Origin of the sequence: Nonomuraea cypriaca, assembly GCF_015645445.1 — a bacterium.
Classification (GTDB): domain Bacteria; phylum Actinomycetota; class Actinomycetes; order Streptosporangiales; family Streptosporangiaceae; genus Nonomuraea; species Nonomuraea cypriaca.
In genome coordinates this window covers 1-23,303 of record NZ_JADOGI010000029.1, presented here as the reverse complement: position 1 = coordinate 23,303, position 23,303 = coordinate 1, and the positions used below count along the sequence as shown (strand labels likewise).

At 69.5% G+C, this 23,303-nt stretch carries 24 protein-coding genes and 1 riboswitch; of the genes, 6 read left to right on the top strand and 18 right to left on the bottom strand.

Annotated features, from left to right (window positions below):
• Positions 1-3 precede the first annotated feature (3 nt).
• Positions 4-1,485: a bifunctional lysylphosphatidylglycerol synthetase/lysine--tRNA ligase LysX gene (gene lysX, locus ITP53_RS12440; RefSeq protein ID WP_195895511.1), complete on the bottom strand. Its 1,482-nt coding sequence runs from the start codon at positions 1,483-1,485 to the stop codon at positions 4-6.
• A 145-nt stretch (positions 1,486-1,630) separates the two neighbouring features.
• On the opposite strand from lysX, the gene ITP53_RS12435 reads away from it, so the two are divergent.
• Positions 1,631-2,146, top strand: coding sequence for a hypothetical protein (locus ITP53_RS12435; RefSeq protein WP_195895510.1), 516 nt, complete (start codon positions 1,631-1,633; stop codon positions 2,144-2,146).
• A gap of 51 nt (positions 2,147-2,197) precedes the next feature.
• Here the strand turns inward: ITP53_RS12435 and ITP53_RS12430 are convergent, their stop codons facing one another.
• The 5 genes from ITP53_RS12430 to ITP53_RS12410 form a co-directional block, all read right to left on the bottom strand.
• Entirely contained in the window at positions 2,198-2,980 is a 783-nt protein-coding gene (locus ITP53_RS12430) for a type III pantothenate kinase (protein WP_195895509.1), read from the bottom strand.
• Positions 2,981-2,983: 3 nt separating this feature from the next.
• Positions 2,984-5,509 (bottom strand): L-aspartate oxidase, encoded by a 2,526-nt coding sequence (locus tag ITP53_RS12425; protein ID WP_195895508.1) that lies wholly within the window; start codon positions 5,507-5,509, stop codon positions 2,984-2,986.
• Between the two features lie 86 nt (positions 5,510-5,595).
• Positions 5,596-6,432: a pantoate--beta-alanine ligase gene (gene panC / locus ITP53_RS12420; RefSeq protein ID WP_195895507.1), complete on the bottom strand. Its 837-nt coding sequence runs from the start codon at positions 6,430-6,432 to the stop codon at positions 5,596-5,598.
• 22 nt (positions 6,433-6,454) lie between these two features.
• Positions 6,455-7,345 carry a Rossmann-like and DUF2520 domain-containing protein gene (locus ITP53_RS12415; protein WP_195895506.1) on the bottom strand — a complete coding sequence of 297 codons (891 nt, stop codon included), beginning with the start codon at positions 7,343-7,345 and terminating at the stop codon, positions 6,455-6,457.
• 382 nt (positions 7,346-7,727) lie between these two features.
• Positions 7,728-7,991, bottom strand: a complete 264-nt coding sequence (locus ITP53_RS12410) for a chaplin family protein (protein WP_328814382.1) — start codon at positions 7,989-7,991, stop codon at positions 7,728-7,730.
• A gap of 173 nt (positions 7,992-8,164) precedes the next feature.
• On the opposite strand from ITP53_RS12410, the gene ITP53_RS12405 reads away from it, so the two are divergent.
• On the top strand, positions 8,165-9,127 hold the full coding sequence (locus ITP53_RS12405; protein WP_195895505.1) for an SAM-dependent methyltransferase: 963 nt from the start codon (positions 8,165-8,167) through the stop codon (positions 9,125-9,127).
• A gap of 21 nt (positions 9,128-9,148) precedes the next feature.
• On the opposite strand, the gene ITP53_RS12400 is transcribed toward ITP53_RS12405, so the two are convergent.
• Both ITP53_RS12400 and ITP53_RS12395 read right to left on the bottom strand, forming a co-directional pair.
• The gene (locus ITP53_RS12400) at positions 9,149-10,342 is read right to left on the bottom strand and encodes a cytochrome P450 (protein ID WP_195895504.1); all 1,194 of its coding nucleotides are present in this window, start codon (positions 10,340-10,342) and stop codon (positions 9,149-9,151) included.
• The gene (locus ITP53_RS12395) at positions 10,342-11,091 is read right to left on the bottom strand and encodes a TerC family protein (protein ID WP_195895503.1); all 750 of its coding nucleotides are present in this window, start codon (positions 11,089-11,091) and stop codon (positions 10,342-10,344) included. Before ITP53_RS12395 ends, ITP53_RS12400 begins: the two co-directional genes overlap by 1 nt.
• A 156-nt stretch (positions 11,092-11,247) precedes the next feature.
• Positions 11,248-11,363, top strand: a riboswitch (SAM riboswitch).
• 43 nt (positions 11,364-11,406) lie between these two features.
• On the opposite strand from ITP53_RS12395, the gene ITP53_RS12390 reads away from it, so the two are divergent.
• The gene (locus tag ITP53_RS12390; RefSeq protein WP_328814381.1) at positions 11,407-12,681 is read left to right on the top strand and encodes an aminotransferase class V-fold PLP-dependent enzyme; all 1,275 of its coding nucleotides are present in this window, start codon (positions 11,407-11,409) and stop codon (positions 12,679-12,681) included.
• A gap of 1 nt (position 12,682) precedes the next feature.
• On the opposite strand, the gene ITP53_RS12385 is transcribed toward ITP53_RS12390, so the two are convergent.
• Entirely contained in the window at positions 12,683-13,375 is a 693-nt protein-coding gene (locus tag ITP53_RS12385; RefSeq protein ID WP_195895501.1) for a DoxX family protein, read from the bottom strand.
• Positions 13,376-13,497: 122 nt separating this feature from the next.
• On the opposite strand from ITP53_RS12385, the gene ITP53_RS12380 reads away from it, so the two are divergent.
• Genes ITP53_RS12380 through ITP53_RS12370 form a run of 3 tightly spaced genes read left to right on the top strand, consistent with a single transcriptional unit; the run spans position 13,498 to position 15,965 of the window.
• Positions 13,498-14,643: an NADH-quinone oxidoreductase subunit D gene (locus ITP53_RS12380; protein ID WP_195895500.1), complete on the top strand. Its 1,146-nt coding sequence runs from the start codon at positions 13,498-13,500 to the stop codon at positions 14,641-14,643.
• A gap of 16 nt (positions 14,644-14,659) precedes the next feature.
• A complete protein-coding gene (locus ITP53_RS12375) occupies positions 14,660-15,787 on the top strand; it encodes an acyltransferase family protein (RefSeq protein ID WP_207755884.1) in 1,128 nt (375 codons plus the stop codon).
• Positions 15,780-15,965: a hypothetical protein gene (locus tag ITP53_RS12370; RefSeq protein ID WP_195895498.1), complete on the top strand. Its 186-nt coding sequence runs from the start codon at positions 15,780-15,782 to the stop codon at positions 15,963-15,965. The genes ITP53_RS12375 and ITP53_RS12370 overlap by 8 nt, the downstream gene beginning before the upstream one ends.
• Here the strand turns inward: ITP53_RS12370 and ITP53_RS12365 are convergent.
• From ITP53_RS12365 to tilS, 9 genes are all read right to left on the bottom strand, one after another.
• A complete protein-coding gene (locus tag ITP53_RS12365) occupies positions 15,962-16,417 on the bottom strand; it encodes a DUF3180 domain-containing protein (RefSeq protein WP_195895497.1) in 456 nt (151 codons plus the stop codon). The genes ITP53_RS12370 and ITP53_RS12365 overlap by 4 nt on opposite strands.
• Positions 16,414-16,917: a 2-amino-4-hydroxy-6-hydroxymethyldihydropteridine diphosphokinase gene (gene folK / locus ITP53_RS12360; RefSeq protein WP_195895496.1), complete on the bottom strand. Its 504-nt coding sequence runs from the start codon at positions 16,915-16,917 to the stop codon at positions 16,414-16,416. Before folK ends, ITP53_RS12365 begins: the two co-directional genes overlap by 4 nt.
• Complete coding sequence (gene folB, locus ITP53_RS12355; RefSeq protein WP_207755883.1) at positions 16,914-17,306, bottom strand: dihydroneopterin aldolase; 393 nt, start codon at positions 17,304-17,306, stop codon at positions 16,914-16,916. The genes folK and folB overlap by 4 nt, the downstream gene beginning before the upstream one ends.
• Positions 17,269-17,718, bottom strand: coding sequence for a nuclear transport factor 2 family protein (locus ITP53_RS12350; protein ID WP_195895494.1), 450 nt, complete (start codon positions 17,716-17,718; stop codon positions 17,269-17,271). Before ITP53_RS12350 ends, folB begins: the two co-directional genes overlap by 38 nt.
• Positions 17,715-18,572: a dihydropteroate synthase gene (gene folP, locus ITP53_RS12345; protein ID WP_456238096.1), complete on the bottom strand. Its 858-nt coding sequence runs from the start codon at positions 18,570-18,572 to the stop codon at positions 17,715-17,717. Before folP ends, ITP53_RS12350 begins: the two co-directional genes overlap by 4 nt.
• Before the next feature lie 58 nt (positions 18,573-18,630).
• Complete coding sequence (gene folE / locus ITP53_RS12340) at positions 18,631-19,209, bottom strand: GTP cyclohydrolase I FolE (protein WP_195895493.1); 579 nt, start codon at positions 19,207-19,209, stop codon at positions 18,631-18,633.
• Positions 19,206-21,200 (bottom strand): ATP-dependent zinc metalloprotease FtsH, encoded by a 1,995-nt coding sequence (gene ftsH / locus ITP53_RS12335; RefSeq protein ID WP_195895492.1) that lies wholly within the window; start codon positions 21,198-21,200, stop codon positions 19,206-19,208. The genes folE and ftsH overlap by 4 nt, the downstream gene beginning before the upstream one ends.
• Before the next feature lie 239 nt (positions 21,201-21,439).
• Positions 21,440-21,991, bottom strand: coding sequence for a hypoxanthine phosphoribosyltransferase (gene hpt / locus ITP53_RS12330; RefSeq protein WP_328814380.1), 552 nt, complete (start codon positions 21,989-21,991; stop codon positions 21,440-21,442).
• Positions 21,992-22,001: 10 nt separating this feature from the next.
• Positions 22,002-23,003: a tRNA lysidine(34) synthetase TilS gene (gene tilS / locus ITP53_RS12325; RefSeq protein WP_195895491.1), complete on the bottom strand. Its 1,002-nt coding sequence runs from the start codon at positions 23,001-23,003 to the stop codon at positions 22,002-22,004.
• Between the last annotated feature and the right edge of the window lie 300 nt (positions 23,004-23,303).

Below are 23,303 nucleotides of genomic sequence, written 5' to 3'. Positions count from 1 at the left end.
CGCTCAGTGGGTCGGCTTGACCAGCGGGAACAGGATGGTCTCGCGGATGTTCTTGCCGGTGAAGGCCATGATCATCCGGTCGATGCCGGCGCCCATGCCGCCCGTGGGAGGCATGGCGTACTCCAGCGCCTGCAGGAAGTCCTCGTCCAGCTGCATGGCCTCCACGTCGCCGCCCGCGGCGAGCAGGGACTGCTCGACCAGGCGGCGGCGCTGCTCGATCGGGTCGATCAGCTCGGAGTAGGCGGTGCCGAGCTCGGTGCCGAAGCCGATCAGGTCCCACTTCTCCGTCAGCAGCGGGTCGTCGCGGTGCTGACGGGTCAGCGGCGAGGTCTCCAGCGGGTAGTCCATGACGAACGTCGGCTGGATGAGCGTGTGCTCCACCAGGGCCTCGAAGAGCTCCTGCACGAGCTTGCCCGAGCCCCACTTCGGATCCCAGTGGATCTCGCGCCGGTCCGCGATCTTGCGCAGCTCCTCCAGCGTGGTGGAGGTGGTGATCTCCTCACCGACCGCCCCGGAGACGGCGCCGTAGAGGGTGATGCGCGGGTATTCGGGGATGCCGAGGTCGATCTCGGCGCCGTCGTGCACGACCACGGACGTGCCGAGGGCGGCCACGACGGCCCGCTGGTACATCCGCTGCGTCAGGTCCGCCATGTCGTTGTAGTCGAGGTAGGTGCCGTACGCCTCGATCATGGTGAACTCGGGGTTGTGCGTGGAGTCGGCGCCCTCGTTGCGGAAGTTGCGGTTGATCTCGAAGACCTTCTCGATGCCGCCGACCACCAGTCGCTTGAGGTAGAGCTCGATCGCGATGCGAAGGTAGAGCTCCATGTCGTAGGCGTTGATGTGGGTCTTGAACGGCCGGGCCGTCGCGCCGCCGTGGATCGGCTGCAGCATGGGCGTCTCGACCTCGAGGTAACCCTCCTCGTGCCAGAAGTCGCGCACCGCGCGCACGGTGGCGCTGCGGACGCGGGCCATCTTCCTGGCCTCGTCGTTGACGATCAGGTCGACGTAGCGCTGGCGTACGCGGGCCTCGGGGTCGGTGAGGCCGAGATGCTTCTCCGGCAGCGGACGCAGGCACTTGGCGGTGATCTGCCAGCTGTCGGCGAGGATGGACAGCTCGCCCCGGCGCGAGGTGATGACCTCCCCGGTGATGCCCACGTGGTCGCCCAGGTCGACGTCGCGCTTCCAGCGGGCCAGTGAGTCCTCGCCCACCTTGGCGAGCGAGATCATGACCTGCAGGTCGGCGCCCCCGTCGCGGAGCGTGGCGAAGCAGAGCTTGCCGCCCACGCGGCTGAGCATGACGCGGCCCGCGACCGAGACCGTGTCACCGGTCGCGGTGTCGGGCTCCAGGTCCCGGTATTTCTCCCTGACCTCGCTGTTGGTCGCCGTGCGTGGGAAATTCACCGGGTAAGGGTCGACGCCTTCACTGCGAAGGCGGTCGAGCTTCTCCCTCCGGATGCGCAGCTGCTCGGGAAGTTCGTCGCTCACATCATCAAAGAGTAGGGGATATGGCGACCTGCAAGGGCTCGTCGGTCTGCTGCAGGACCCCCGCAAGCACACTCCGTTACCAATATCTCACGAGCTCAGGGGGGAGCCGGCAGGGAGCCGGCCCTGGGGAGCTCAAGGAGAGAAGATGTTGAAGAAGATCGCGACGGGCGTCCTCGCCCTCGCCGCCACCAGCGCTCTGGCCCTGTCGCTGCCTTCGGCCGCCGGCGCGACCGCGTCCGGCTTCCACGACTCCTCGGTCCGCGCCGGCTCGCCCGCCTACCAGGACTCCTCCGACGGCTTCGGCCCCGTCTACTCCAGGAACCACCTCGCCAGGGCCCAGGGCCTGGTCTCCGTCGACTGGGACCGCGACGGCGAGTCCAACGAGGTCACCGTCCGGGGCCGGCTCTACGACCTGGACAACCGTGGCTACAGCAGGGGCGGCAAGTGCGCGTACGTCATCTTCCAGGCGGCCGACTTCGACCACGACTGGTCGCCGGTCGAGTCGAAGAAGCACTGCGGCTACCCCGGATACCGGAGGATCGCCTTCAACGAGCACGACATCTCCAGCCTGCGGGTCAAGGTGTGCCAGGTCGGCCCGTACGGCGGCTACCCGACGAAGTGCGGCCAGTGGCGCTACATCGACACCTCCGAGAACGCGTGACGCGTCTCCCGGCACGAGCGGCTCCCGAGTGGGGGGCCGCTCGTCTTCGTTTCACGCGGTGTTCCTGTTGTAGACCAGCCGCAGGCCGATGAGGGTGAGCCAGGGCTCGTGCACGTCGATCGAGCGCGACTCCCCCACGACCAGCGAGGCGTGCCCGCCGGTGGCCACCACGGTCACCTCGTCCGGGTCGTCGGCCAACTCCGCCGCCATGCGCTCGACGATGCCGTCGACCTGGCCCGCGAAGCCGTAGATGATGCCGGCCTGCAGGGCCTCCACCGTGTTCTTGGCGATCACCGAGCGCGGCCTGACCAACTCCACCTTGTGCAGCTGCGCCCCGGCGGCGGCCAGCGCGTCGACCGAGATCTCGATGCCGGGGGCGGTGACCGCGCCGACGTACTCGCCCTTGGCGGACACCGCGTCGAACGAGGTGGCGGTGCCGAAATCGACGATGACGCAGGGGCCGCCGTACTGGTCGATGGCCGCCAGCGCGTTGACGATGCGGTCGCTGCCGACCTCCTTGGGGTTGTCCATGCGTACGGGCACGCCGGTGCGGATGCCCGGCTCCACGATCACCGCGGTCACGTCGCCGTAGTAGCGGCGGCACATCTCGCGCATCTCGTTGAGCACGCTCGGCACGGTGGAGCAGATGGCGATGCCGTCGATGTCGGTCCCCTTGAGCAGCGGCGACTGCGCCAGCAGGCCCTGGAGGATGACCGCGATCTCGTCGGCGGTGCGGCGGGCGTCGGTGGCCAGCCGCCAGTGCTCGATGACGTCCTCGCCCTCGAACAGCCCCAGCACGGTGTGCGTGTTGCCGACGTCGATCGTGAGCAGCATCAATTACCCCCGCAAATCAAGTGCGATGTCAAGGGCCGGCGCTGAGTGCGTAAGCGCTCCCACCGCAAGGTAGTCCACGCCAGTGTCGGCCACATCACGAGCCGATTCCAAGGTCAATCCCCCGCTCGCTTCAAGAGCAACCCTGTTTTTAGCCCGATATTTCGCGATTTGTACGGCGCGCGCGGTGTCCTCGACCGTGAAGTTGTCCAGCAGAACCTCCTCCGCGCCCTCGTCGAGCACGGCCTCCAGTTGGTCCAGCCGGTCGATCTCCACCTCGATCGGCAGGCCGTGAAAACGCTCTCTGACCGCCCTGAACGCCTCCGCCACGCCCCCGGCCGCCACCACGTGGTTGTCCTTGATCAGGGCGGCGTCCGACAACGACATGCGGTGGTTGACGCCGCCCCCGCAGCGGACCGCGTACTTCTCCAGCGCCCGCAGCCCCGGCAGCGTCTTGCGGGTGTCGCGCACGCGCGCCGTCGTGCCGCTGATCGCCTCCACCCACCTGCCGGTCAGCGTGGCCACCCCGGACAGATGAGTGAGCAGGTTGAGCGCGGTGCGCTCGGCCGTCAGCAGCCCGCGGACCGGCCCCTCGACGGTCATCAGCACATCGCCCGCCCGGACCCGCTCGCCGTCCTTGGCCCTCCTCTCCGTACGCCCCGCGCCCAGCCGCACGAACACCGCCTCCGCCACGGCCAGCCCGGCCACGACGCCGTCCTTGCGGGCCACCACGTCGGCCACCGAGAACTGCCCGGCCGGGATCGTGGCCGCGCTCGTCACGTCGCCGGCCTCCCGCACGTCCTCGGCGAGCGCCCGATCGATCAGCGCGTCCACCTCCGCCGGGTCGAGCCCGGCGGAGGTCAGCTCCTGCGCCAGCCGCTGCGGCATCGCGTCCTCATGAGGCGTGTACGTCATCCGAGCCCCCTCCTCCGTCAGGGTCACGTCCAGGTGCCCCAGCCATTCGTTGTCATCGCGGGTGTCGTAATCCTCGCGCCAATGTGAGCCACGCGTCTCCAGCCTGGCCGCAGCCGCGCCGGTGAGCACGGTGGCCACGGTGAGCAGGTTCGTGGCCTCCCATGACTCGGTGCAGGCCGGCACGTGTACTGGGGTCCAGCGCGCCTCGCGCAGCGCCCTGGCCGTGGCCAGCAGCGACTCGCGGCTGCGCAGCACACTCGCCCCGGTGCTCATGTGGGCCTGGATCCTCGGCCTGGTCCTCGGGTCGGCCAGCCCCGGCGCGGTCCTGCTCTCGACCGGCTCGCCGGGCGCCGGGTGTGCCCGGTGGATGTCCTCGGCGATGCGCTCGGCGAAGACCAGCCCTTCGAGCAGGGAGTTGGAGGCCAGCCTGTTGGCGCCGTGAACGCCGGTGCAGGCGGTCTCGCCGCACGCGTACAGGCCCTCGATCGAGGTGCGGCCGCGCAGGTCCGTACGGACGCCGCCGCTGGCGTAGTGGGCGGCGGGGGCCACGGGGATGGGCTCGGTCGCCGGGTCGACGCCGTGCTCGCGGCAGACGGCGTAGATGGTGGGGAAGCGCTGCTCCCACTTGTCCCTGCCGAAGTGGCGTCCGTCGAGATAGACGTGGTCGTGGCCGTACGCGCGCATGTTCCGCATGATCGCCTTGGCCACGACGTCGCGCGGCGCCAGGTCCGCCAGCTCGTGCGCACCCCGCATGAACCGCTCGCCCGCGTGGTCGATCAGGAACGCGCCCTCGCCCCTGACCGCTTCCGAGATCAGCGGTTGCTGCCCCGTCGAACCCTCGCCGAGCCACAGCACGGTGGGATGGAACTGGACGAACTCGAGGTCGCGCACCACGGCCCCGGCGCGCAGCGCGAGCGCGACCCCGTCGCCCGTGGACACGATCGGGTTGGTGGTGGCGGCGTAGACCTGGCCCAGGCCGCCGGTCGCCAGCACGACCGCCCTGGCGCGCACCGCGCCCACCCCGTCACGCGCGCCCTCGCCCATGACGTGCAGCGTCACGCCGCCCGCCCGGCCCGCCGCGTCCTTGAGCAGGTCGAGCACCAGCGCGTGCTCGATCACCTCGATCGACCCGGCGTGGATCGCCTCGACGAGCGCCCGCTGCACCTCCGCACCCGTGGCGTCGCCGCCCGCGTGCACGATCCTGCGGCGCCGGTGCCCGCCTTCCCTGGTGAGCTGGAGCTCCCCTTCCGGGGACCGGTCGAAGCGGGCGCCGCGGGCCATGAGCCGCCGCAGCGCGCCGGGCCCCTCGGTCACCATCGTGTGTACGGCCCGCGTGTCGCACAGCCCCACCCCGGCCAGCAACGTGTCGTTGAGGTGCTCATCGGGCGTGTCACGGGGATCGAGCACGGCCGCGATGCCGCCCTGCGCCCATCGGGTGGAGCCGGACGACAACACGTCCTTGGTCACGACCAGGACCTTCGCCGCCGGGTCCAGCTCGGCGTACCGCAGGGCCACGGTCAGCCCCGCGATGCCCGAGCCCACGACGACCACGTCCGCCTCGACGGTCCAGCCGGGCGCGGGAGCGGTCAGCCGCAGGGGAATCGCCGGTGTGCTCATTGGGGATCTCCTCGCTGGAGGTGATTTCGTCAATATGACGATAACGCCTGCCATCGCGTGCGCATGCCCCGGGTGGGTGCTCAGGCTCAGGAAGGAGTCAGGGTCAGGATGACGTTGTCGATCAGCCGGGTGCCGCCGATCGTGGCGGCCACCGCGAGCACGGCCGGTCCGGCGTACGACTCGGTCACCTCGGCGAACGTGGCCGGCTCGACCAGCGTCAGGTAGTCGACCTCGAGCTCGGGTCCGGCCGCGTCGAGCACGGCGCGCGCCGTCGCGTGGATCCCGGCCGGGGTGAGCTCGGCCGCGCCGGCCCGCAGGGCACGGGAGAGCGCCAGCGCCACCTTCCTGTCCTGCGCGGACAGGAAGCGGTTGCGGCTGGACAGGGCCAGCCCGTCCGGCTCGCGCACGGTCGGCACACCGACGATCTCGATCGGCAGGTTGAGGTCGGTGACCATGCGGCGGATCACGGCGAGCTGCTGTGCGTCCTTCTGGCCGAAGAAGGCCAGGTCAGGCTGCACCAGGTTGAACAGCTTGAGCACCACCGTCAGCACGCCGTCGAAGTGGCCCGGCCTGAAGGCGCCCTCGACGATCCGGCCCATCTCGCCGGCGCTGACGCTGACCTGGCGGTCGGGCGCGTACATGTCCTCGACGGCCGGGTGGAAGACGACGTCGACGCCTTCCTCCCGGCACACGTCCAGATCAGCATCAAAAGTACGGGGATAGCGTGAAAAATCCTCGTTAGGGGTGAATTGCAGGGGGTTGACGAAGATGCTGACCACGACGTGGTTGGCCCGGACGCGAGCCTGCCTGATCAGCGACCGATGGCCCTCGTGCAGCGCCCCCATCGTCGGCACCAGGGCCACCTCGCCACCAGCACGTGCCTTGACCAGGTCTTCCCGGTTCCTGGCGACGATCAGATCCATGGATGCCCTCCGAACGCGACGGTCAGGTCCATATATTGCCCCCCAGCGCGTCGAGCAGCCGCTCCGCCTCCTCCGGTTTGAGCAGTCCGGCGGCGAGCGCCCGGTCCGCCGTGAGCCTGGCCAGCGCGATGTAGGCGTCGGCCGCCTCGGGTGCGGCCAGGATCAACGCGTCCACGTGCTTGCGTACGGTCCCGGCGTCCCCCCGCACGACCGGGCCCGTGAGGCCGGCGATGCCCAGCCGCAGCACGTTGTCGAGCGCGGCCCCGAGCAGCGGGCCCAGCATCCGCCCCGGATGCTCGACGCCGATGCCCCGCAGCAGGTCAGACGACTCGGCGATGAGCGTGACCATGTGGTTGGCCGCCCCGGCCAGCGCCGCGTGGTAGAGCGGGCGATCAGCGTCGGCGATCCAGACCGGCTCGCCGCCCATCTCGATCACCAGGGCCTCGGCGATGGGCCGCAACACGTCGGGCGCGGTCACGCCGTAGGAGATGCCGGTCAGCTTGTTGAGGTCGTCGTCGCGCCCGGTGAACGTCATCACCGGATGCAGCGCCAGCGGCAACGCGCCGACCTCGGCCGCCGGCTCCAGCACGGACAGCCCGTACGCCCCGCTCGTGTGCGCCAGCAGTTTGCCCTTGAGGTCGGCCCCGGTGGTGGCCAGGCCGTTGACGAGGTCGGGCAGCGCGTCGTCCGGGACGGTGAGCAGGATCAGCTGGGCCGCCGAGACCACCTCGTCGGGCCGCGCCAGCGGGACGCCGAGCCGGTCGGCGGCCCATCGCCGCGAGTTTTCCGACACGCCGCTCGCCGCCACGATCCGGTGCCCCGCCTGCGACAACGCGGCGCCGAGGGCCGAGCCGACCTTGCCCGCCCCGAGCACGCCGACAGTCAGCCGTGCCGGGCGATCACCTGCGTCCATGACGTCACACCCCTGTCGACCTGATGGCACTGCCGACCAGCGTAACGGCCTCTCAGGGGTGCGTACGGCAGGCCGCCCGGCGACCCACCGCAGGTAGCGAAGCGCGCACTCATGGTGGGCCGGATCGGCGGTGCCGCCCTGTGACCGGTGTTTTGCCGCACGTTGAGTTAACGACAAAAGCGACAAGGGCATACAAATCGTGCACCCCCTGTCGGAAGAGATGAGGAGAGGGGCTTCATCGCATGGCGGCGGGCGCCGAGCCCTTCGGCCCGACGCCCGCAATCAGATGGAACCCCTTGGAGGTGCGCCGGCTGGCATCCGCCGACTGACCAGCCGGGGGTCGAGCCCGGGCCGGCTTACACCGGTCCGGGCTCACACCCTTCTAGTGGCCGTGGTGGTGGCTGGGGCCGTGCGTGGACGCGCCACCGTGGCAGCCGGCCTTGGCGGCGCCGGCGACGGCGGCGGCGACGCCGCAGGCGTTGACGGGGACGTTGACCGGCACCTTGACGGTGTTACCGGAGACGGCGCCGTTGGCGATGCCGTTGGCCGAGAGAGTGTTGACGTCCAGGCCGCCACCGGCGTAGGCCGGTGAGGCCAGCGACAGCATTGCGACAGCGCCGGTCATGACCATGACCTTCTTCAGCACGATGAACTCCTTTCACGCGACCGTGGTCGCGGGTGCCTGACCGAATTCCGCCTTTGGTGCTGCCGGAACGCGGTCTCTTGATTACTCACAGTAAACAATAGCGTAAGGAGAACACAATTAGTAGTCACGAGATAACTCTGCGTGCAGGCGAGGAGTCATGAGATAGTCCAGTCATGTGGCTCACGTGGCGCGCCGCGACAGAGCGAGCACTGTACGGTGAGGAAGGCTTCTACCTCCGCGAACGCCCCTCAGGCCACTTCCGCACCTCCGTCAGCGCGTCGGCCGCGTTCGCCGGCGCGGTGCTGGCGCTGCTCGCGCAGGTGGACGACGAGCTCGGTGAGCCTGACGTGCTCGACCTGGTGGACATCGGGGCGGGCGAGGGCCTGCTGGTCACCCAGGTGCTCGCCGCAGCCGACGTCACGCTGCGTGACCGGCTGCGCATCACGGCCGTCGACCTCTCCCCCCGCCCCGAGGGGTTGCCCGCGCGGATCCGCTGGGACACGAGCCTGCCCGCCGGCATCACCGGGCTGGCCATCGCCAACGAGTGGCTCGACAACGTGCCGATCGACGTGGTGGAGCAGACGGCCGACGGCCCCCGCCTCGTCATGGTCAACGTGCACACGGGCGAGGAGCGCCTCGGCGGCCCGGTGCCACCCGCCGACCGCGAGTGGCTCGATCGGTGGTGGCCGCTGTCCCGGGTGGGCTCGCGCGCGGAGATCGGCCGCCCCCGCGACGAGGCCTGGGCCTCGGTCCTGGTACGCCTCACCAGAGGCCGCGCGATCGCCATCGATTATGCACACCCTGTGGATAACCGGCCGCCCTGTGGCACGCTGACCGGTTACCGCGACGGGGCGGTCGTGGCGCCCGTACCCAACGGGACCTGCGACATCACCACTCACGTCGCGCTCGACGCGTGCGCGGAGGCCGGGCGGCGGGCCGGGGCGATATCCACAACCTTGTCCACACAGCGTGACGCGCTCAGGGCTCTGGGGGTCACCGGGGCCAGGCCGCCCATCGACCTGGCCCGCACCGATCCGCGCGGCTACCTCCGCGCCCTTGCCAGGGCCTCGGAGGAGGGCGAGCTGATCGACCCGGCGGGGCTCGGCGGCTTCGGCTGGCTCAGCCAACGCCGCTGACCCGCCCGCCGCCGGGCGCTTTCAGGCGGTGGCCGTCAGATCCAGGGAGCGCAGGCCGCGGATGACGTAGCCGGGTTTCCAGGCGGGCTGCTGCCGGAGCTCCAGCTTGGCGGCCCGGTCCAGGAGCGCGCCGAACGACTCGATGAGCTCGATGCGGGCCAGCGGCGCGCCCAGGCAGAAGTGGATCCCGGCCCCGAACGAGATGTGCGGATTGTCGGCCCGCCCCACGTCCAGCCGGTCCGGGTCCTCGAACACGGCGGGATCCCGGTTGGCCGAGCCGAACAGCAGCGCCACCTCGGACCCGCGCGGAATCTCCACCCCGTGCACCTCGATGTCCTCGAGCACCCAGCGCTCGAACATCTGCAGCGGCGTGTCCCACCGCATCAGCTCCTCGACCGCCGTGGGCAGCAGCGACCGGTCGGCACGCAGGCGCTCCAGCTCGCCGGGGTTCCTGAACAGGGCCCACCAGCCGTTGCCTGTGACGTTCACGGTGGCCTCGTGGCCGGCGTTGAGCAGCAGGACGCAGGTGCCGGCCAGCTCCTCCTCCGTGAGCTCGTCGATCCTGGTGAGCGCGCTGATCAGGTCGTCGCCGGGGTTCGCGCGGCGGTCGCGGGCCAGGGACTTGAGGTAGGCGGAGAACTCCGTCGCCGCGCGTACCGCGGTGTGCTGGGCGTCGGGGGTGGGGTTGAGCTCGTACATGCCGCAGATGTCGGCCGACCACGGGCGGAGCAGGTGACGGTCCTGCTCGGGGATGCCGAGCATCGCCGCAATCACCGTCACCGGAAGCGGCTCGGCGACCTCGGCGATCAGGTCGCCACCGCCCTTGTCCACGTACGCGTCCACCAGGCCGGCGGCGATGGCCCGCACCTGGGGGCGCAGCGACTCGACCATGCGCGGCGTGAACGCCTTGGAGACCAGCCGGCGCAGCCTGGTGTGCACCGGCGGCTCGACGTCGAGCATTCCCGCCCTGATCACCCGCCAGAACGGCTCAAGGAACTCCGGCTCAGGCGGCCTGCCGAACTCCTCGTGCGTGGCCACGTGCAGGTACGACCGGCCCAGGCGGCGGTCTCTGAGCAGGGCGTTCACGTCGGCATGCCGCGAGATCAGCCATTGGCCCGTCGGCTCGAAGTAACTGACGGGCGCCTCGCGCCGCAGCTCGTCGTAGACCCGGTACGGATGGGCGACGAAATCCGGATTCCAAGGATCGAAGAGCACTATTTCATCTTAAGAGTGGAATCCTCCTCCACCGAGATCTTGGCGTGCCTGCCGCGCATCCGGATGTTCAGCAGCTCGACGACGACGGAGAACGCCATCGCGAAGTAGATGTAGCCCTTGGGGATGTGCTGGTCGAGGCCCTCGGCGACGAGCACCATGCCGATCAGCACCAGGAACGCCAGCGCCAGCATCTTGATGCTCGGGTGCCGCTCCACGAACCTGCTGATCGGCCCGGAGGCGAACAGCATCACCAGCACCGCCACCACGACCGCCGCGATCATGACGCCGAGCTCGTCGACCATGCCGACCGCGGTGATCACCGAGTCGAGCGAGAACACCAAGTCGAGGATCATGATCTGCACGATCACCGAGGTGAAGGACACGGCGGCCTTCCCGCCGTCCTTACCGTGCGGGGCGTCCATGCTGTGGCTGATCTCGGTGACGCTCTTGGCCAGCAGGAAGAGGCCACCGAGCAGGAGGATCAGGTCACGTCCGGATATTTCGTGACCGAGGACCGCGAACAGCGGCTCGGTGAGACGGACCACCCACGACAGGCCGAGCAGCAGAAGCAGGCGGCTGATCAGCGCCGCGGCCAGGCCCAGGACGCGTGCCCGATCGCGCTGTTCAGGGGGTAGCTTCCCGGCCAGGATGGAGATGAAGATGATGTTGTCGATCCCCAGGACGATCTCCAGGGCTACCAGGGTGAAGAATCCGATCCAGATCTGCGGGTCGGCCACCCAGTCCAGCATCTTCCTACCTCCATGACATGTGACGGTTTCTCGGAGCAACGAGCCGGATGCCACATAAGTTCGCGTACTTGTGATTCATGGCTGTATGTCGGCAAATGAGAAATCTGCGAAGCGGCAGTGGGATGACCGGGTTGTCGTTGGTATAGTCGCGGCGTAGGTCATGAGTGCCAGCGACAAGCCCCGGCTAGCTGGCCGGCAACCCTCGCGTCCGCGGCGGGGTGCCCCGGGTGAGGACCTGGCTCGCCACGGGGTGTGGCGGGCAAGCGCGGGCTCCGTGGCTGCACCAGGGGTCCGATGACCCCTGGGAGATGTGCCGTGTCCACACTGACGATCTTCAACTCCGCCGACGCCCGGACGCCGGCCGAGACGCCGCAGGAGCGCCCGATCCCGGCCGTGCTCGGCGCCGACCTCGAGGTGCCGGTCAAGGGCGGCAGGCTGGTGCCGTACGCCAACCTCGACTACGCGGCCAGCGCGCCCTGTCTTGAGCCGGTCAACGCCGCCGTCGCCGCCGCGCTCCCGGCCTACTCCAGCGTCCACCGCGGCGCGGGCTACGCCTCACAGCTCACCACCGCCAGGTACGAGCAGGCCCGCCACACGGTACGCGCGTTCGTCGGCGCCCGCCCCGACGACGCCGTGATCTTCACCCGCAACACCACCGACGCCACGAACCTCCTGTCCCGCTGCCTGCCGGCCGGCACGACGACCGTGGTCTTCGACACCGAGCACCACGCCTCGCTGCTGCCCTGGGAGCGGTCCGTACGGCTGGCGCCGCCCGCCTTCCCAGGCGCGGCCGTCCGCGCCGCCGACGAGGCGCTGGCCGGGATCGACGGGCCGAAGCTGCTCGTGGTCACCGCCGCCTCCAACGTCACCGGCGAGTTGTGGCCCATCGCCGCGCTGGCCCACATCGCGCATCGGCACGGGGCCAGGATCCTGGTGGACGCGGCGCAGCTCGTACCGCATCGGCGGCTCAACCTGACCGCGCTCGGCCTGGACTACGTGGCGTTCTCCGGGCACAAGCTGTACGCGCCGTTCGGGGCCGGGGTGCTGGTCGGGCGGGGAGATTGGCTGGCCGACGGGGAGCCGTACCTCAAGGGCGGGGGCGCGGTGCGCTCGGTGGGGGACACGGCGGAGTGGCACGACGACCCCGAGCCGCGGCACGAGGCGGGCACCCCCAACGTGCTGGGCGCCATCGCGCTGGCCGCCGCCTGCGACGCGCTCAACGCGACCGGGTGGACCGCGCTGGTGCGCGAGGAGGAGCGGCTGATCGCGCGGCTGCGGTCCGGGCTGGCCTCGATCGAGGGCGTACGCGAGCTGTCACTGTGGGGGAACGACCACCCACGGGTCGGCATCGTGTCGTTCACCGTGGACGGCCACTCGGCGCGCGAGGTCGCCGAGATCCTGTCCAGCGAGTACGGCATCGGCGTACGCGACGGCAAGTTCTGCGCCCACCCCTTCGTCCGGCACCTGCTGGACGGCGCCGAGGGCGGTTGCGACGACCCGGCGGTCTCCGCGATCCGGGCCTCGATCGGCATCGGAACCACGCAGGAGCACGTGGACCGGCTGATCGAGGCGCTACGTGACCTGAGCTGACTCAGCGGTTCGGCGGCTTGCGGTGCTGCGGCGGCTCGTCCGAGATCAGCGCGTCGATGTCCCGCATGTCCTCGTCGTTGAGTTTGCTGGACGTCGGCGGGTGCGGCTGTTCGGACGGCTGCCGCGGTTCGGCCGGCTGTTCCGGCTGGGCCGGTTGCCCCGGCTCGGACGGCTCCTTGGACTGGGCCGTCGGCCCGGCGGCCGGCGTGACGTTCGACGGCCCGCCGACCGGCGTCCGGGGCGCGTGCGCGGCGAGCTCCTCCTCGGCGGCGCGGCGTTCGCCCCGCCTGCGGAAGATCGCCCCGAGCAGCCCGTCGAGCCCGATCCGTCCGCCGCCCAACGTCAGGAACAGCAGGCTCAGCGCGCCGAGCGCGCCCGGCAGCTCCCACCCGTTGTCAGCGGTCAGCACCCCGTTCCCGGCGTGCACAAAGACGATCGCGCCGAGCATGCCGATCAGGAACAGCAGCGCCACCGGCCGGACCAGCAGGCCAAGGATCATCAGGATGCCGCCCAGGGTCTCCACGACCGTGGTGTATCCGGCCGTGAGCGCGGGCATCGGGACCCCCATGTCCCTGAATCCCTGCGTCGTCGCGCCAATGCCGCTCTGCCACTTCTGCCAGCCGTGGGCCACGAAAATCACGCCGAGCGCCACCCGGGTGATCAGCGCCACGACATCGAAAAGAGCTCTCCTCATGGTGTTTTCTCCCCCCATTCACGCTATTACTCCCCGTGTCCGGCTTCGGAATGCGTTTCCATACCATTCCTTGACCATCCGCTGCGCTGGATCACCCCTCCACGTGGTGGCAGCATGGCGGTATGACGGAACGTGTGGTCGGAATCGGTGCGGGCGCGAAAGAGCTGGCCACGGAGGACATGATCCTCAACATCGGCCCACAGCACCCGTCCACGCACGGCGTGCTCAGGCTGCGGCTGACGCTCGACGGCGAGCGCATCGCCACCGCCGAGCCGATCATCGGCTACATGCACCGGGGCGCGGAGAAACTGTTCGAGGTGCGCGACTACCGGCAGATCATCATGCTGGCCAACAGGCATGACTGGCTGTCCGGCTTCGCCAACGAGCTGGGCGTGGTGCTCGCCGCCGAGCGCCTGCTCGGCATGGAGCCGCCGGTCAGGGCCGTGTGGGCCCGCACACTGCTGGCCGAGCTCAACCGGGTGCTCAACCACCTGATGTTCCTCGGCTCCTATCCGCTGGAGCTGGGCGCGATCACGCCGGTGTTCTACTCCTTCAACGAGCGCGAGCGCATCCAGGCCGTCATGGAGGAGATCTCAGGCGGGCGCATGCACTACATGTTCAACCGGGTCGGAGGGCTCAAGGAGGACCTGCCGCTGGGCTGGCTGGACCGGGTGGCCGAGGCCGTCGCGGAGACCCGCCGCCGCGTGCCCGACATCGAGAACCTGATCCTGCACAACGACATCTTCATCGCCCGCACCAAGGGCGTCGGTGTGCTGTCACGCGAGCAGATCATGCAGTACGGCGTCAGCGGACCCATCGCCCGAGCCTCCGGCGTCGACTTCGACCTGCGGCGCGACGAGCCCTACCTCGCCTACCCCGAGCTGCCGGTGAAGGTCGTCACCCGGGAGGCCGGCGACTGTCACGCCCGGTTCGAGATCCTGGTCGAACAGCTCAAGGTCTCGCTCGACCTGGCCGAGTCCTGCGTCGACCGGCTGCGCTCGCTGCCTCCTGGGCCGATCAACCAGCGGCTGCCGAAGGTGCTCAAGGTGCCGGAGGGGCACACGTACGCGTGGACGGAGAATCCGCTCGGCATCAACGGCTACTACCTCGTCTCCAAGGGCGACAAGACCCCGTGGCGGCTCAAGCTGCGCTCCGCCTCCTACAGCAACATCCAGGTGCTGCGCGAGATGCTGCCCGGCCACCTGGTCGCCGACATGGTCGCCATTCTCGGCTCGATGTTCTTCGTCGTGGGTGACATCGACAAGTGACAGACAAGTGAGCCCAGTGAAACCCCCCGAACGCGACAAGTATGTGGACTGGCTTCGCGCGCTGAGCCTGATCGTCGTCGTGGTCTGGCACTGGGCCTTCACGATCCTGGAGTGGCGGCCGCACGGCCCCGAACCCACCAGCCCGCTGGGCTTCACCTCGGGGCTGTGGATCCTCACCTGGCTGCTGCAGGTGCTGCCGCTGTTCTTCTACGTCGGCGGCCACGTACACCTGCTGTCCTGGAACCGCGCCAGGGCGCGCGGCGTCGGCATCGGCGCGTTCGTCCTGCGGCGCATCCGCGCGCTGGCGTTACCGGCCCTCTTCCTGTCCGGCGTGTGGATCGCGATCGGGGCGGTGGTCACGCTCACGTTCCAGATCGACTGGATGTGGCGGGTGGTGCTGCTGGTGCTCAGCCCGCTGTGGTTCCTCGGCGTCTACCTGGTGCTGATCGCGCTGCTGCCGGTGGCGCTGTGGCTGCACCACCGCTTCGACGTGCTGGCCCTGATCTGGCTCGGCGGCGCGGCCCTGGTGGTCGACGTCATACGCTTCAGGTACGGCGTCGAATGGGCCGGCTGGCTCAACATGCTGCTCGTCTGGGGCCTGGCCCACCAGGCCGGCTTCTTCTACGAGCGGATCGTCGTCCTGCCCAGGCGCTACGACGTCGCCGTGCTGTGGACCGGCCTGTTCGCCCTCTTCGGCCTGGTCTACTCCGGCATCTACCCGGGCTCCATGGTGGGCGTGCCCGGCGACAAGTGGTCCAACATGGCCCCGCCCACGTTCGTGATCGTCGCCCTGCTGCTGTTCCAGATCGGGCTGGTCGAGGTGCTGCGGCCGGCGATGGAACGCGTACTGGAGAAGCCGGGATGGCGCCGGCTCAACGACTTCATCAACAGGTACGCGCTGCCGCTGTTCCTGTTCCACACGACCGGGATGGCCATCTCACTGGGAGTGTCGTGGTGGGTGTTCGGCAACCTGGGCGCCCGGATCCCGCCGGACGTGATCTGGTGGCTGGAGCGGCCCGTCGCCGTCATCGGCCCCCTGATCTGCACGCTTCCCGTCATCTACCTCTTCGGCCGCCGCCGCACGCCGGTATCGCAAAGACAGGACAAGGAAGTCGGCGGTTCCCTAGGCTCGGGGCATGGCTAGCTTCGACTTCCCGGCCAACGCCGAAGACGAGCGGATCATCCGGGCCGCCCTCCGGGAAGGCGAGCGGCCGAGCGACGTGCTCCGCCGCGCGTTGCGCCTGCTGCAGCGCGAGATGTGGCACGACAGGATGCACGCCAGATCGCGGCCGGCCATGGAAGACCTGACCGACGACAACTAGTCGCGCTTGACCTCGTCGGGGTCCTTCGGGATGCGGCACGCGTGTTCGAGGTAGAGGGCGGCGCAGATGAGCACGACACACGAGACGAAGGACCCCGTCGCGACGAAGAACTCCCCGCGCGGCGTCTGCCGGTCGAGCATCTGCACCGTGTAGAGCGCGAACCCGGCGAACACCCCCGCGAACAGCGCCCCCGCGTACGCCGACGCCTTCGCCAGCGCCGCCAGCCGGGCCACCGCCAGCGGCTCCACGGGCTTGGTGCCGGGCTTCCTGGTGAGCCTGGCCCTGGTGGCCCAGGCGCTGTAGCCCTCGCCGATGGCCAGCAGCAGCACCGTGGGGATCGCGGTCCACGGCATGACGGGCAGCGTGGAGTAGAGCTCCCCGACCGCCAGCCAGGTCAGGAGTGCGGCGACGACGACGACGCCGACCAGGTGGATCGGGTTCGTAGGCTTCAATCCGGCATCTCCAGGGTCAGGTCCGCGCGCAGGCGTACACCTCGCGTGTCGAGCCCTTCGAGCAGGTCGGACACCCGGCCGCGGCCGGGGATCGCGGCCTCGGGATCGGCCTGCGACCAGGGCACGAGCACGAACGCGCGCTCGTGAACGCGCGGATGCGGCAGCGTCAGCTCCGCGTCCGCGCAGACGGTCTCGCCCACGACGATCAGGTCGACGTCGAGCGTACGCGCCCCCCAGCGCTCGGCGCGGACCCGCCCGAAGGCGTTCTCGACGCTCAGCGCCCGCTCCAGCAGCGCGTGCGGCTCCAGGATGGTCTCGGCCACCACGACCGCGTTGAGGTACGGCTCCTGCCCCCCGGGACCGCCGACCGGATCCGTCTCGTAGACCGGCGACGCCTTGACGAAGTTGAGCCCGGGGGCGTCGAACAAGGTGTCCACGGCGCCCTGCAACGTCTGGAACCTGTCCCCCAGGTTGCTGCCGAGAGCGAGGACGACCTTCATGCGCGGCTCCGCTCGATCGTCACGACCACGTCGTCGAACGGCAGCGGGATCGGCGCCGCCGGCTTGTGCACACTCACCTCGACCTTGCTGACCAGCTCGCTGGCCAGGCACACGTCGGCCAGCCGCTGCGCGAGCGTCTCGATCAGCTCGACGGGCTCACCCCGCACGACCCCGGCCAGGGCCTCGGCCAGCTCCCCGTAGTGGACCGTCTTGGTGAGATCGTCACCGGCCGCGGCGGGCGCGGTGTCGAGGAACAGCGTCGCGTCGATCACGAACTCCTGTCCGAGCTCCCGCTCGGCAGCGAGCACACCGTGTCTCCCCCGGGCGCGCAGGCCCTTGAGAGCGATGCGATCAGTGCTCAAGCTCGCCGTCCTCCTCGTCGTCGTCATCATCCCCCTGCAGCACCGGCGAACCGTGGTGCATCCACAGCCGCCAGCCCTGCCCGGTGCGGATGTAGACGTTGCTGGCCACCACCTTGCCCGCGGCGAAGCTGGACTCACCTTCCTCACCCGCGGTGAGGATGTTCTCCACACAGGTGAGCACGGCCACGTCGCCCAGCACGGTCGTGTTGACGTCGGTCAGCACGAACTGGATGTAGGTCGTGTTCGCCATGATCAGCGCCCACGACCGCAGCACCTCCGACCTGCCCGACAGCAGGGTCCAGCCCGGGTGGACGCAGCTCACCTGGTCGTCGGCCGTGTCCTCCGCCCAGACCTCGGTCATCTTGTCGAGGTCGGCGCTCTCGATGGCGGAGTAGAACTCCTGGTTGACCGTCTCGATGGCGGCAGTTTCGACGCTCATGTATTGGCTCCGGCTCTCTTCCATGCGGCGGCCACGCGGACGGCATCGGCATTGGGTCCCACCTGGTGGACGCGTACGCACCACGCGCCGGCGTGCGCGGCCAGCGCGGTCACCGCCACGGTCGCGTCGTCGCTGCGGCTGAACGGCCGGGGTGTGCCGTCGGGGCCTGCCAGCAGCCGTCCCAGGAATCCCTTGCGCGACGCCCCCACGAGCAGCGGGTAGCCCATCTCGGTCAGTCGCGGAAGCCCGGCCAGCACCGCCCAACTGTGCTTGGCGTGCTTGGCGAAGCCGAGGCCGGGGTCGAGCACGATCTGCTCGTGCGACACCCCCTCGGCCAGGACCAGGTCCACGCGCTTGCTCAGCTCCTCACGCACCTCGGTCACCACGTCGGCGTAGACCGCGCGGCTGTACATGTCATGACTGTGGCCGCGCCAGTGCATGACCACGTAGGTCACGCCGGTCGCGGCCACCACGCGCGGCATCTCGGGGTCGGCGAGGCCGCCGCTCACGTCGTTGACCAGTCGCGCCCCGGCCTCCACGGCCGCCCTGGCGACCTCGGCGCGCATCGTGTCGACGCTGACCGTCACGCCCTCGGCGGCGAGCGCCCTGATCACCGGGACGACCCTGGCCAGCTCCTCCTCCAGCGACACCCTGGTCGCTCCGGGACGGGTGGACTCGCCGCCCACGTCGACCATGTCGGCACCCTCCCGCACCAGGTCAAGGCCGTGTCGTACGGCGGTCTCCACGTCGAACCACTGGCCGCCGTCGGAGAACGAATCGGGGGTCACATTGACCACACCCATGACGAGGCACCGCTGCGCACCTCCTGGCGCGTTGATGGGCACGCTAGTCATGGGCCAAGCCTAGGCGCTCCCCCACACATGCAGACATCGTGGGTACCCGGTTCGGACCTCATCGGCCGAGGATCAACGCCATCGCTTCGGAGCGCGTCTTGTCGCTCGTACGGAAACTACCGCGGACGGCCGAGGTGACGGTCTTGGCACCCGGTTTACGTACGCCGCGCATCGTCATGCACAGATGCTCGGCCTCGACCACCACGATCACCCCGCGCGGCTCCAGCACCCGCATCAGGGCGTCGGCGATCTGGGACGTCATGCGCTCCTGCACCTGCGGCCGGCGGGCGAAGACGTCGACCAGGCGGGCCAGCTTGGACAGGCCCGTCACCTGGCCGCGCTCGTTGGGGATGTAGCCCACGTGGGCCACCCCGTGGAACGGGACCAGGTGGTGCTCACAGGACGAATAGACCTCGATGTCCCTGACCAGGATCATCTCATCGTGATCGACGTCGAAGACCTTGGTCAGGACGTCTTCCGGCGTCTGGCCGAGCCCTGAATACTGCTCGGCCATGGCCCTCGCGACCCGGGCGGGCGTCTCGATGAGGCCGTCGCGGTCGGGATCCTCGCCGATGGCGTAGAGGATCTCGCGGACGGCCTTCTCGATTCGCCCCAGGTCGACGTCGTAATGCGTCACGCACTGTCCCCGGAGGGAAGGGCGTCCTGGTGGCCCGACGTGAGCGAGCCGTTGGCGGACTGCTCCTTCGGGGTCAGGATCGGCGGGCGGTCGGAGGGGAGCCGCTTGCCGTAGCCCGCGTAGGACGGGCGGTGCTCCCTTATGACCACCGGGGCGAAGATCTGGAGCACCATGTCACGGGAGAGGGTCTCCTTCTCCATGAGCTCCAGCACCAGGTTGTCGAGCACGTCGCGGTATTCGACCAGAATGTCCCACGCCTGGTCGTGCGCCGTCTCGATCATCCGGCGGACCTCCTCGTCGATCGTGGAGGCGATCTTCTCGGAGTAGTCGCGCTCGTGGCCCATCTCGCGGCCCAGGAACACCTCGGCGTTGCCGGTGCCGAACTTACGGGCGCCGAGCTGCTCGCTCATGCCGTATTCGACCACCATGCGGCGGGCGACGGCCGTGGCCTTCTCGATGTCGTTGGAGGCGCCGGTGGTGGGCTCGTGGAAGACGAGCTCCTCCGCCGCGCGGCCGCCGAGCAGCATCGCGAGCTGGTCCATCATCTCCGACCTGGTGGCCAGGAACTTGTCCTCCATGGGCAGCGTCATCGTGTAGCCGAGCGCGCGACCGCGGGACAAGATCGTGATTTTGTGAACCGGATCGGAGTTGGGTAGCGCGTGCGCCACCAGCGCGTGACCGCCCTCGTGATAGGCGATCATCTTCTTCTCCTTGTCGGACATGACCCGCGTCTTACGCTCGGGCCCTGCCATGACACGGTCGATCGCTTCCTCGAGGATCTCCATCGTGATCAGCTTCTGGTCGGCCCGCGCGGTGAGCAGGGCCGCCTCGTTGATCACGTTGGCCAGGTCGGCGCCGGTGAACCCGGGGGTGCGGCGCGCGATGACGTCGAGGTCGACGTCCGGGGAGAACGGCTTGCCGCGGCCGTGGACCCTGAGGATGCCCTTGCGGCCCTCGAGGTCCGGCCGGTCCACGGTGACCTGCCGGTCGAAACGGCCCGGGCGCAGCAGCGCCGGGTCGAGGATGTCCGGCCGGTTGGTCGCCGCGATGAGGATCACGCCGCCCTTGACGTCGAATCCGTCCATCTCGACGAGCAGCTGGTTGAGCGTCTGCTCGCGCTCGTCGTGACCGCCGCCCAGGCCGGCGCCGCGGTGGCGGCCGACGGCGTCGATCTCGTCGATGAAGATGATCGCGGGGGCGTTGGCCTTCGCCTGCTCGAACAGGTCACGCACACGAGAGGCGCCGACACCGACGAACATCTCGACGAAGTCGGAACCGGAGATCGAGTAGAACGGCACGCCGGCCTCGCCCGCGACGGCGCGGGCCAGCAGGGTCTTTCCGGTGCCGGGCGGGCCGTAGAGCAGCACGCCCTTGGGGATCTTGGCGCCGATCGCCTGGAACTTGGCCGGGGCCTGCAGGAACTCCTTGATCTCCTGGAGCTCCTCGATGGCCTCGTCGGCACCCGCGACATCGGCGAACGTGGTCTTGGGGGTGTCCTTGGTGATGAGCTTGGCCTTGGACTTGCCGAAGTTCATCACCCTCGAGCCGCCGCCCTGCATCTGGTTCATGATGAACAGGAAGATCAGCACGATGAAGACGATGGGGAGGAAGCTCACCAGGATGCTGACCAGGAAGTTTTCCTGCGGCACCTCGGTGGTGAAGCTCTTGGTCTTGCCCGCCTCGACCTGAGTCTGGAGCTCGTCGGTCAGCTTGCTGCCGTAACCGGTGACCCAGTCGGACTCGATGAGCTTGGCCGGGGGGTCACCCGGCTTGACCACGACCGGGTTGGTCAGGGTCACCTCGATCCGATTGTCCTTGTCGATCACCCTGGCGCTGCTGACGTTTCCGGCGCGAATCTGCTGGAGAACCGTGGACGTGTCGGCCGGCTTGTAATTGCCCCCACCACTCCAGAGCTGGGTGACGAGAAGGAGCAGCACGACGATGCCCAGGATCCACAGCAGTGGCCCACGTGTAAATCGCTTGAGATCCATCCGATGCGGAACCCCTTGCGGGCCCGTCCCTTCCTGACCATGGCCTGGAACCCCGGGCTGGCCCGGGGCCGCGGCATCCGACGCCGCGACTTCTGACTACCCGAAGGGGACACGGGGTCACCCTCCCGGAGTCTGAAGGTACACCGGCGACGCGCGCAGGATGCACCCGCCCGCTACACCGGCCTTGCCTTATCAACGTACGTCACGTTGGGCGATGTTCCCGGCCGTGGCCGGGATTGCTACATATAAACGTGTGGGGCGAGAGTGCCGATGAACGGAAGGTTCCGGTATCGCTCCGCGTAGTCGAGGCCATAACCGATGACGAACTCACTCGGAATGTCGAAGCCCACGTATTTCACGTCGATCGGCACCTTCACCGCGTCCGGCTTGCGCAACGCGGTGCAGACCTCCAGCGAGGCGGGATTGCGCGACTTCAGGTTTTCCAGCAGCCAGTGCAGGGTCAACCCCGAGTCGATGATGTCCTCGACGATCAGCACGTGGCGGTGCAAGATGTCGGTGTCGAGGTCTTTCAGCACGCGTACGACGCCGGACGACTTGGTGCCCGCACCGTACGACGACACCGCCATCCAGTCCATCTGCACGGGCACGTGCAACGCCCTGGCCAGGTCCGCCATCACCATGACGGCGCCCTTCAACACACCCACGAGCAGCACGTCCTTGCCCGCGTAGTCCCTGTCTATCCGGCCGGCCAGCTCTTTGATCTTGGCCTGCAACTCCTCCTCGGGGATGAGCACCTTTTCCAGGTCGTGGCCCATGTCGGCAGCGTCCACCTGTGGTTCCTTACGGGATGGGACTGATGGCGAGTATCAGGGTGTCATACCGGCGGATGACGGACAGACCCCCGGGGAGGTCCACGGCCTTCTGCCCCCGCCAGCGCGTGATCAGCCGGTCCGCCGCCAGCACGTGGGTCGCGGACAGAGCACCGGACGGCGCCCCCGCCTCGATGGCCGCGCGCCGCAACACCCGCCGCCTGACGGCGTCGGGCAGTTTTTCCACCTCGGGTACTGCCAGCGTCACCGACCCGCCGATATCGCTAAGAGCGCAATCCTGGTACGCCGATTCCGCCCATCGATCGAGTGCGTCGGCGTCCTCCCGGGCCATGGCGGCGGTCCTCGCGAGCGCCTCCGCCACTCCTGGGCCGAGCTCCTCCTCCAGGACGGGCAGGACCCTTCTTCGCACCCTGACCCTCGTGTAGCGCGGGTCCTCGTTGTGCGGGTCGTCCCAGGGCGCCAGGCCGAGGGCCTGGCAGGCGGCCACGGTGGTGGCTCTGGGGATCGTCAGGAACGGGCGGCGGTATCGGCCGGCCGTGGCGGCCATGCCGGAAAGGGATCGGGGTCCGCTGCCTCTGGCCAGCCCGAGGAGCACCGTCTCCGCCTGGTCGTCCCTGGTGTGGCCGAGCAGGACCGCCGCCGCGGCCAGCCGGTCGGCCGCCGCGGCCAGTGCGGCGTATCTGGCGTCCCTGGCCGCCGCCTCCGGGCCGCCCGCGGCGCCGACCGTGACGGTGAGGACCTCGGCGGGGTCCAGGCCGAGCCCGGGCGCCAGGGACGCCACCGTCCGTGCCCGGTCGGCGGATCCCGGCTGGAGCTGGTGGTCCACGGTGAGCAGGCCGGCGCGCAGGCCCATCCGCGGGGCGGCGAAACCGAGCGCGGCGGCCAGGGCCAGGGAGTCGGCACCGCCGCTGCACGCGGCCAGCACCAGCGCGCCCTCCTGGACGTCGGCCAGCGCCTCACGCACCGCCCTGCGAACATCGGCGACGGCTGGATGTGGGCCCACAGGTCCCATTGTCGCGTCTTGCTGCAGCTTGTCGCACGTTGCTGCCGAGCGCGTGGTCGCCCGGCGCGGGTCCCCCCAGCACGGGATCCCCCAGCACGGAGTCCCCCAGCACGGGATCGCCCAGCACGGGATCGCCCAGCACGGAGTCCCCCAGCGCGGGATTGCCACGGGTTGCCGAGCGGGGGGTTTGCCGAGCGCGGGGGTTGCCGAGCGCGGGCCCCAGCGTGGTGGGCCCGGTTCGGGGTCGCCCGGGATGAGGCACCCCGCCGGCCGCCGGCGCGCGTGCGCGGCCGGGGCCGGGGCCGGGGC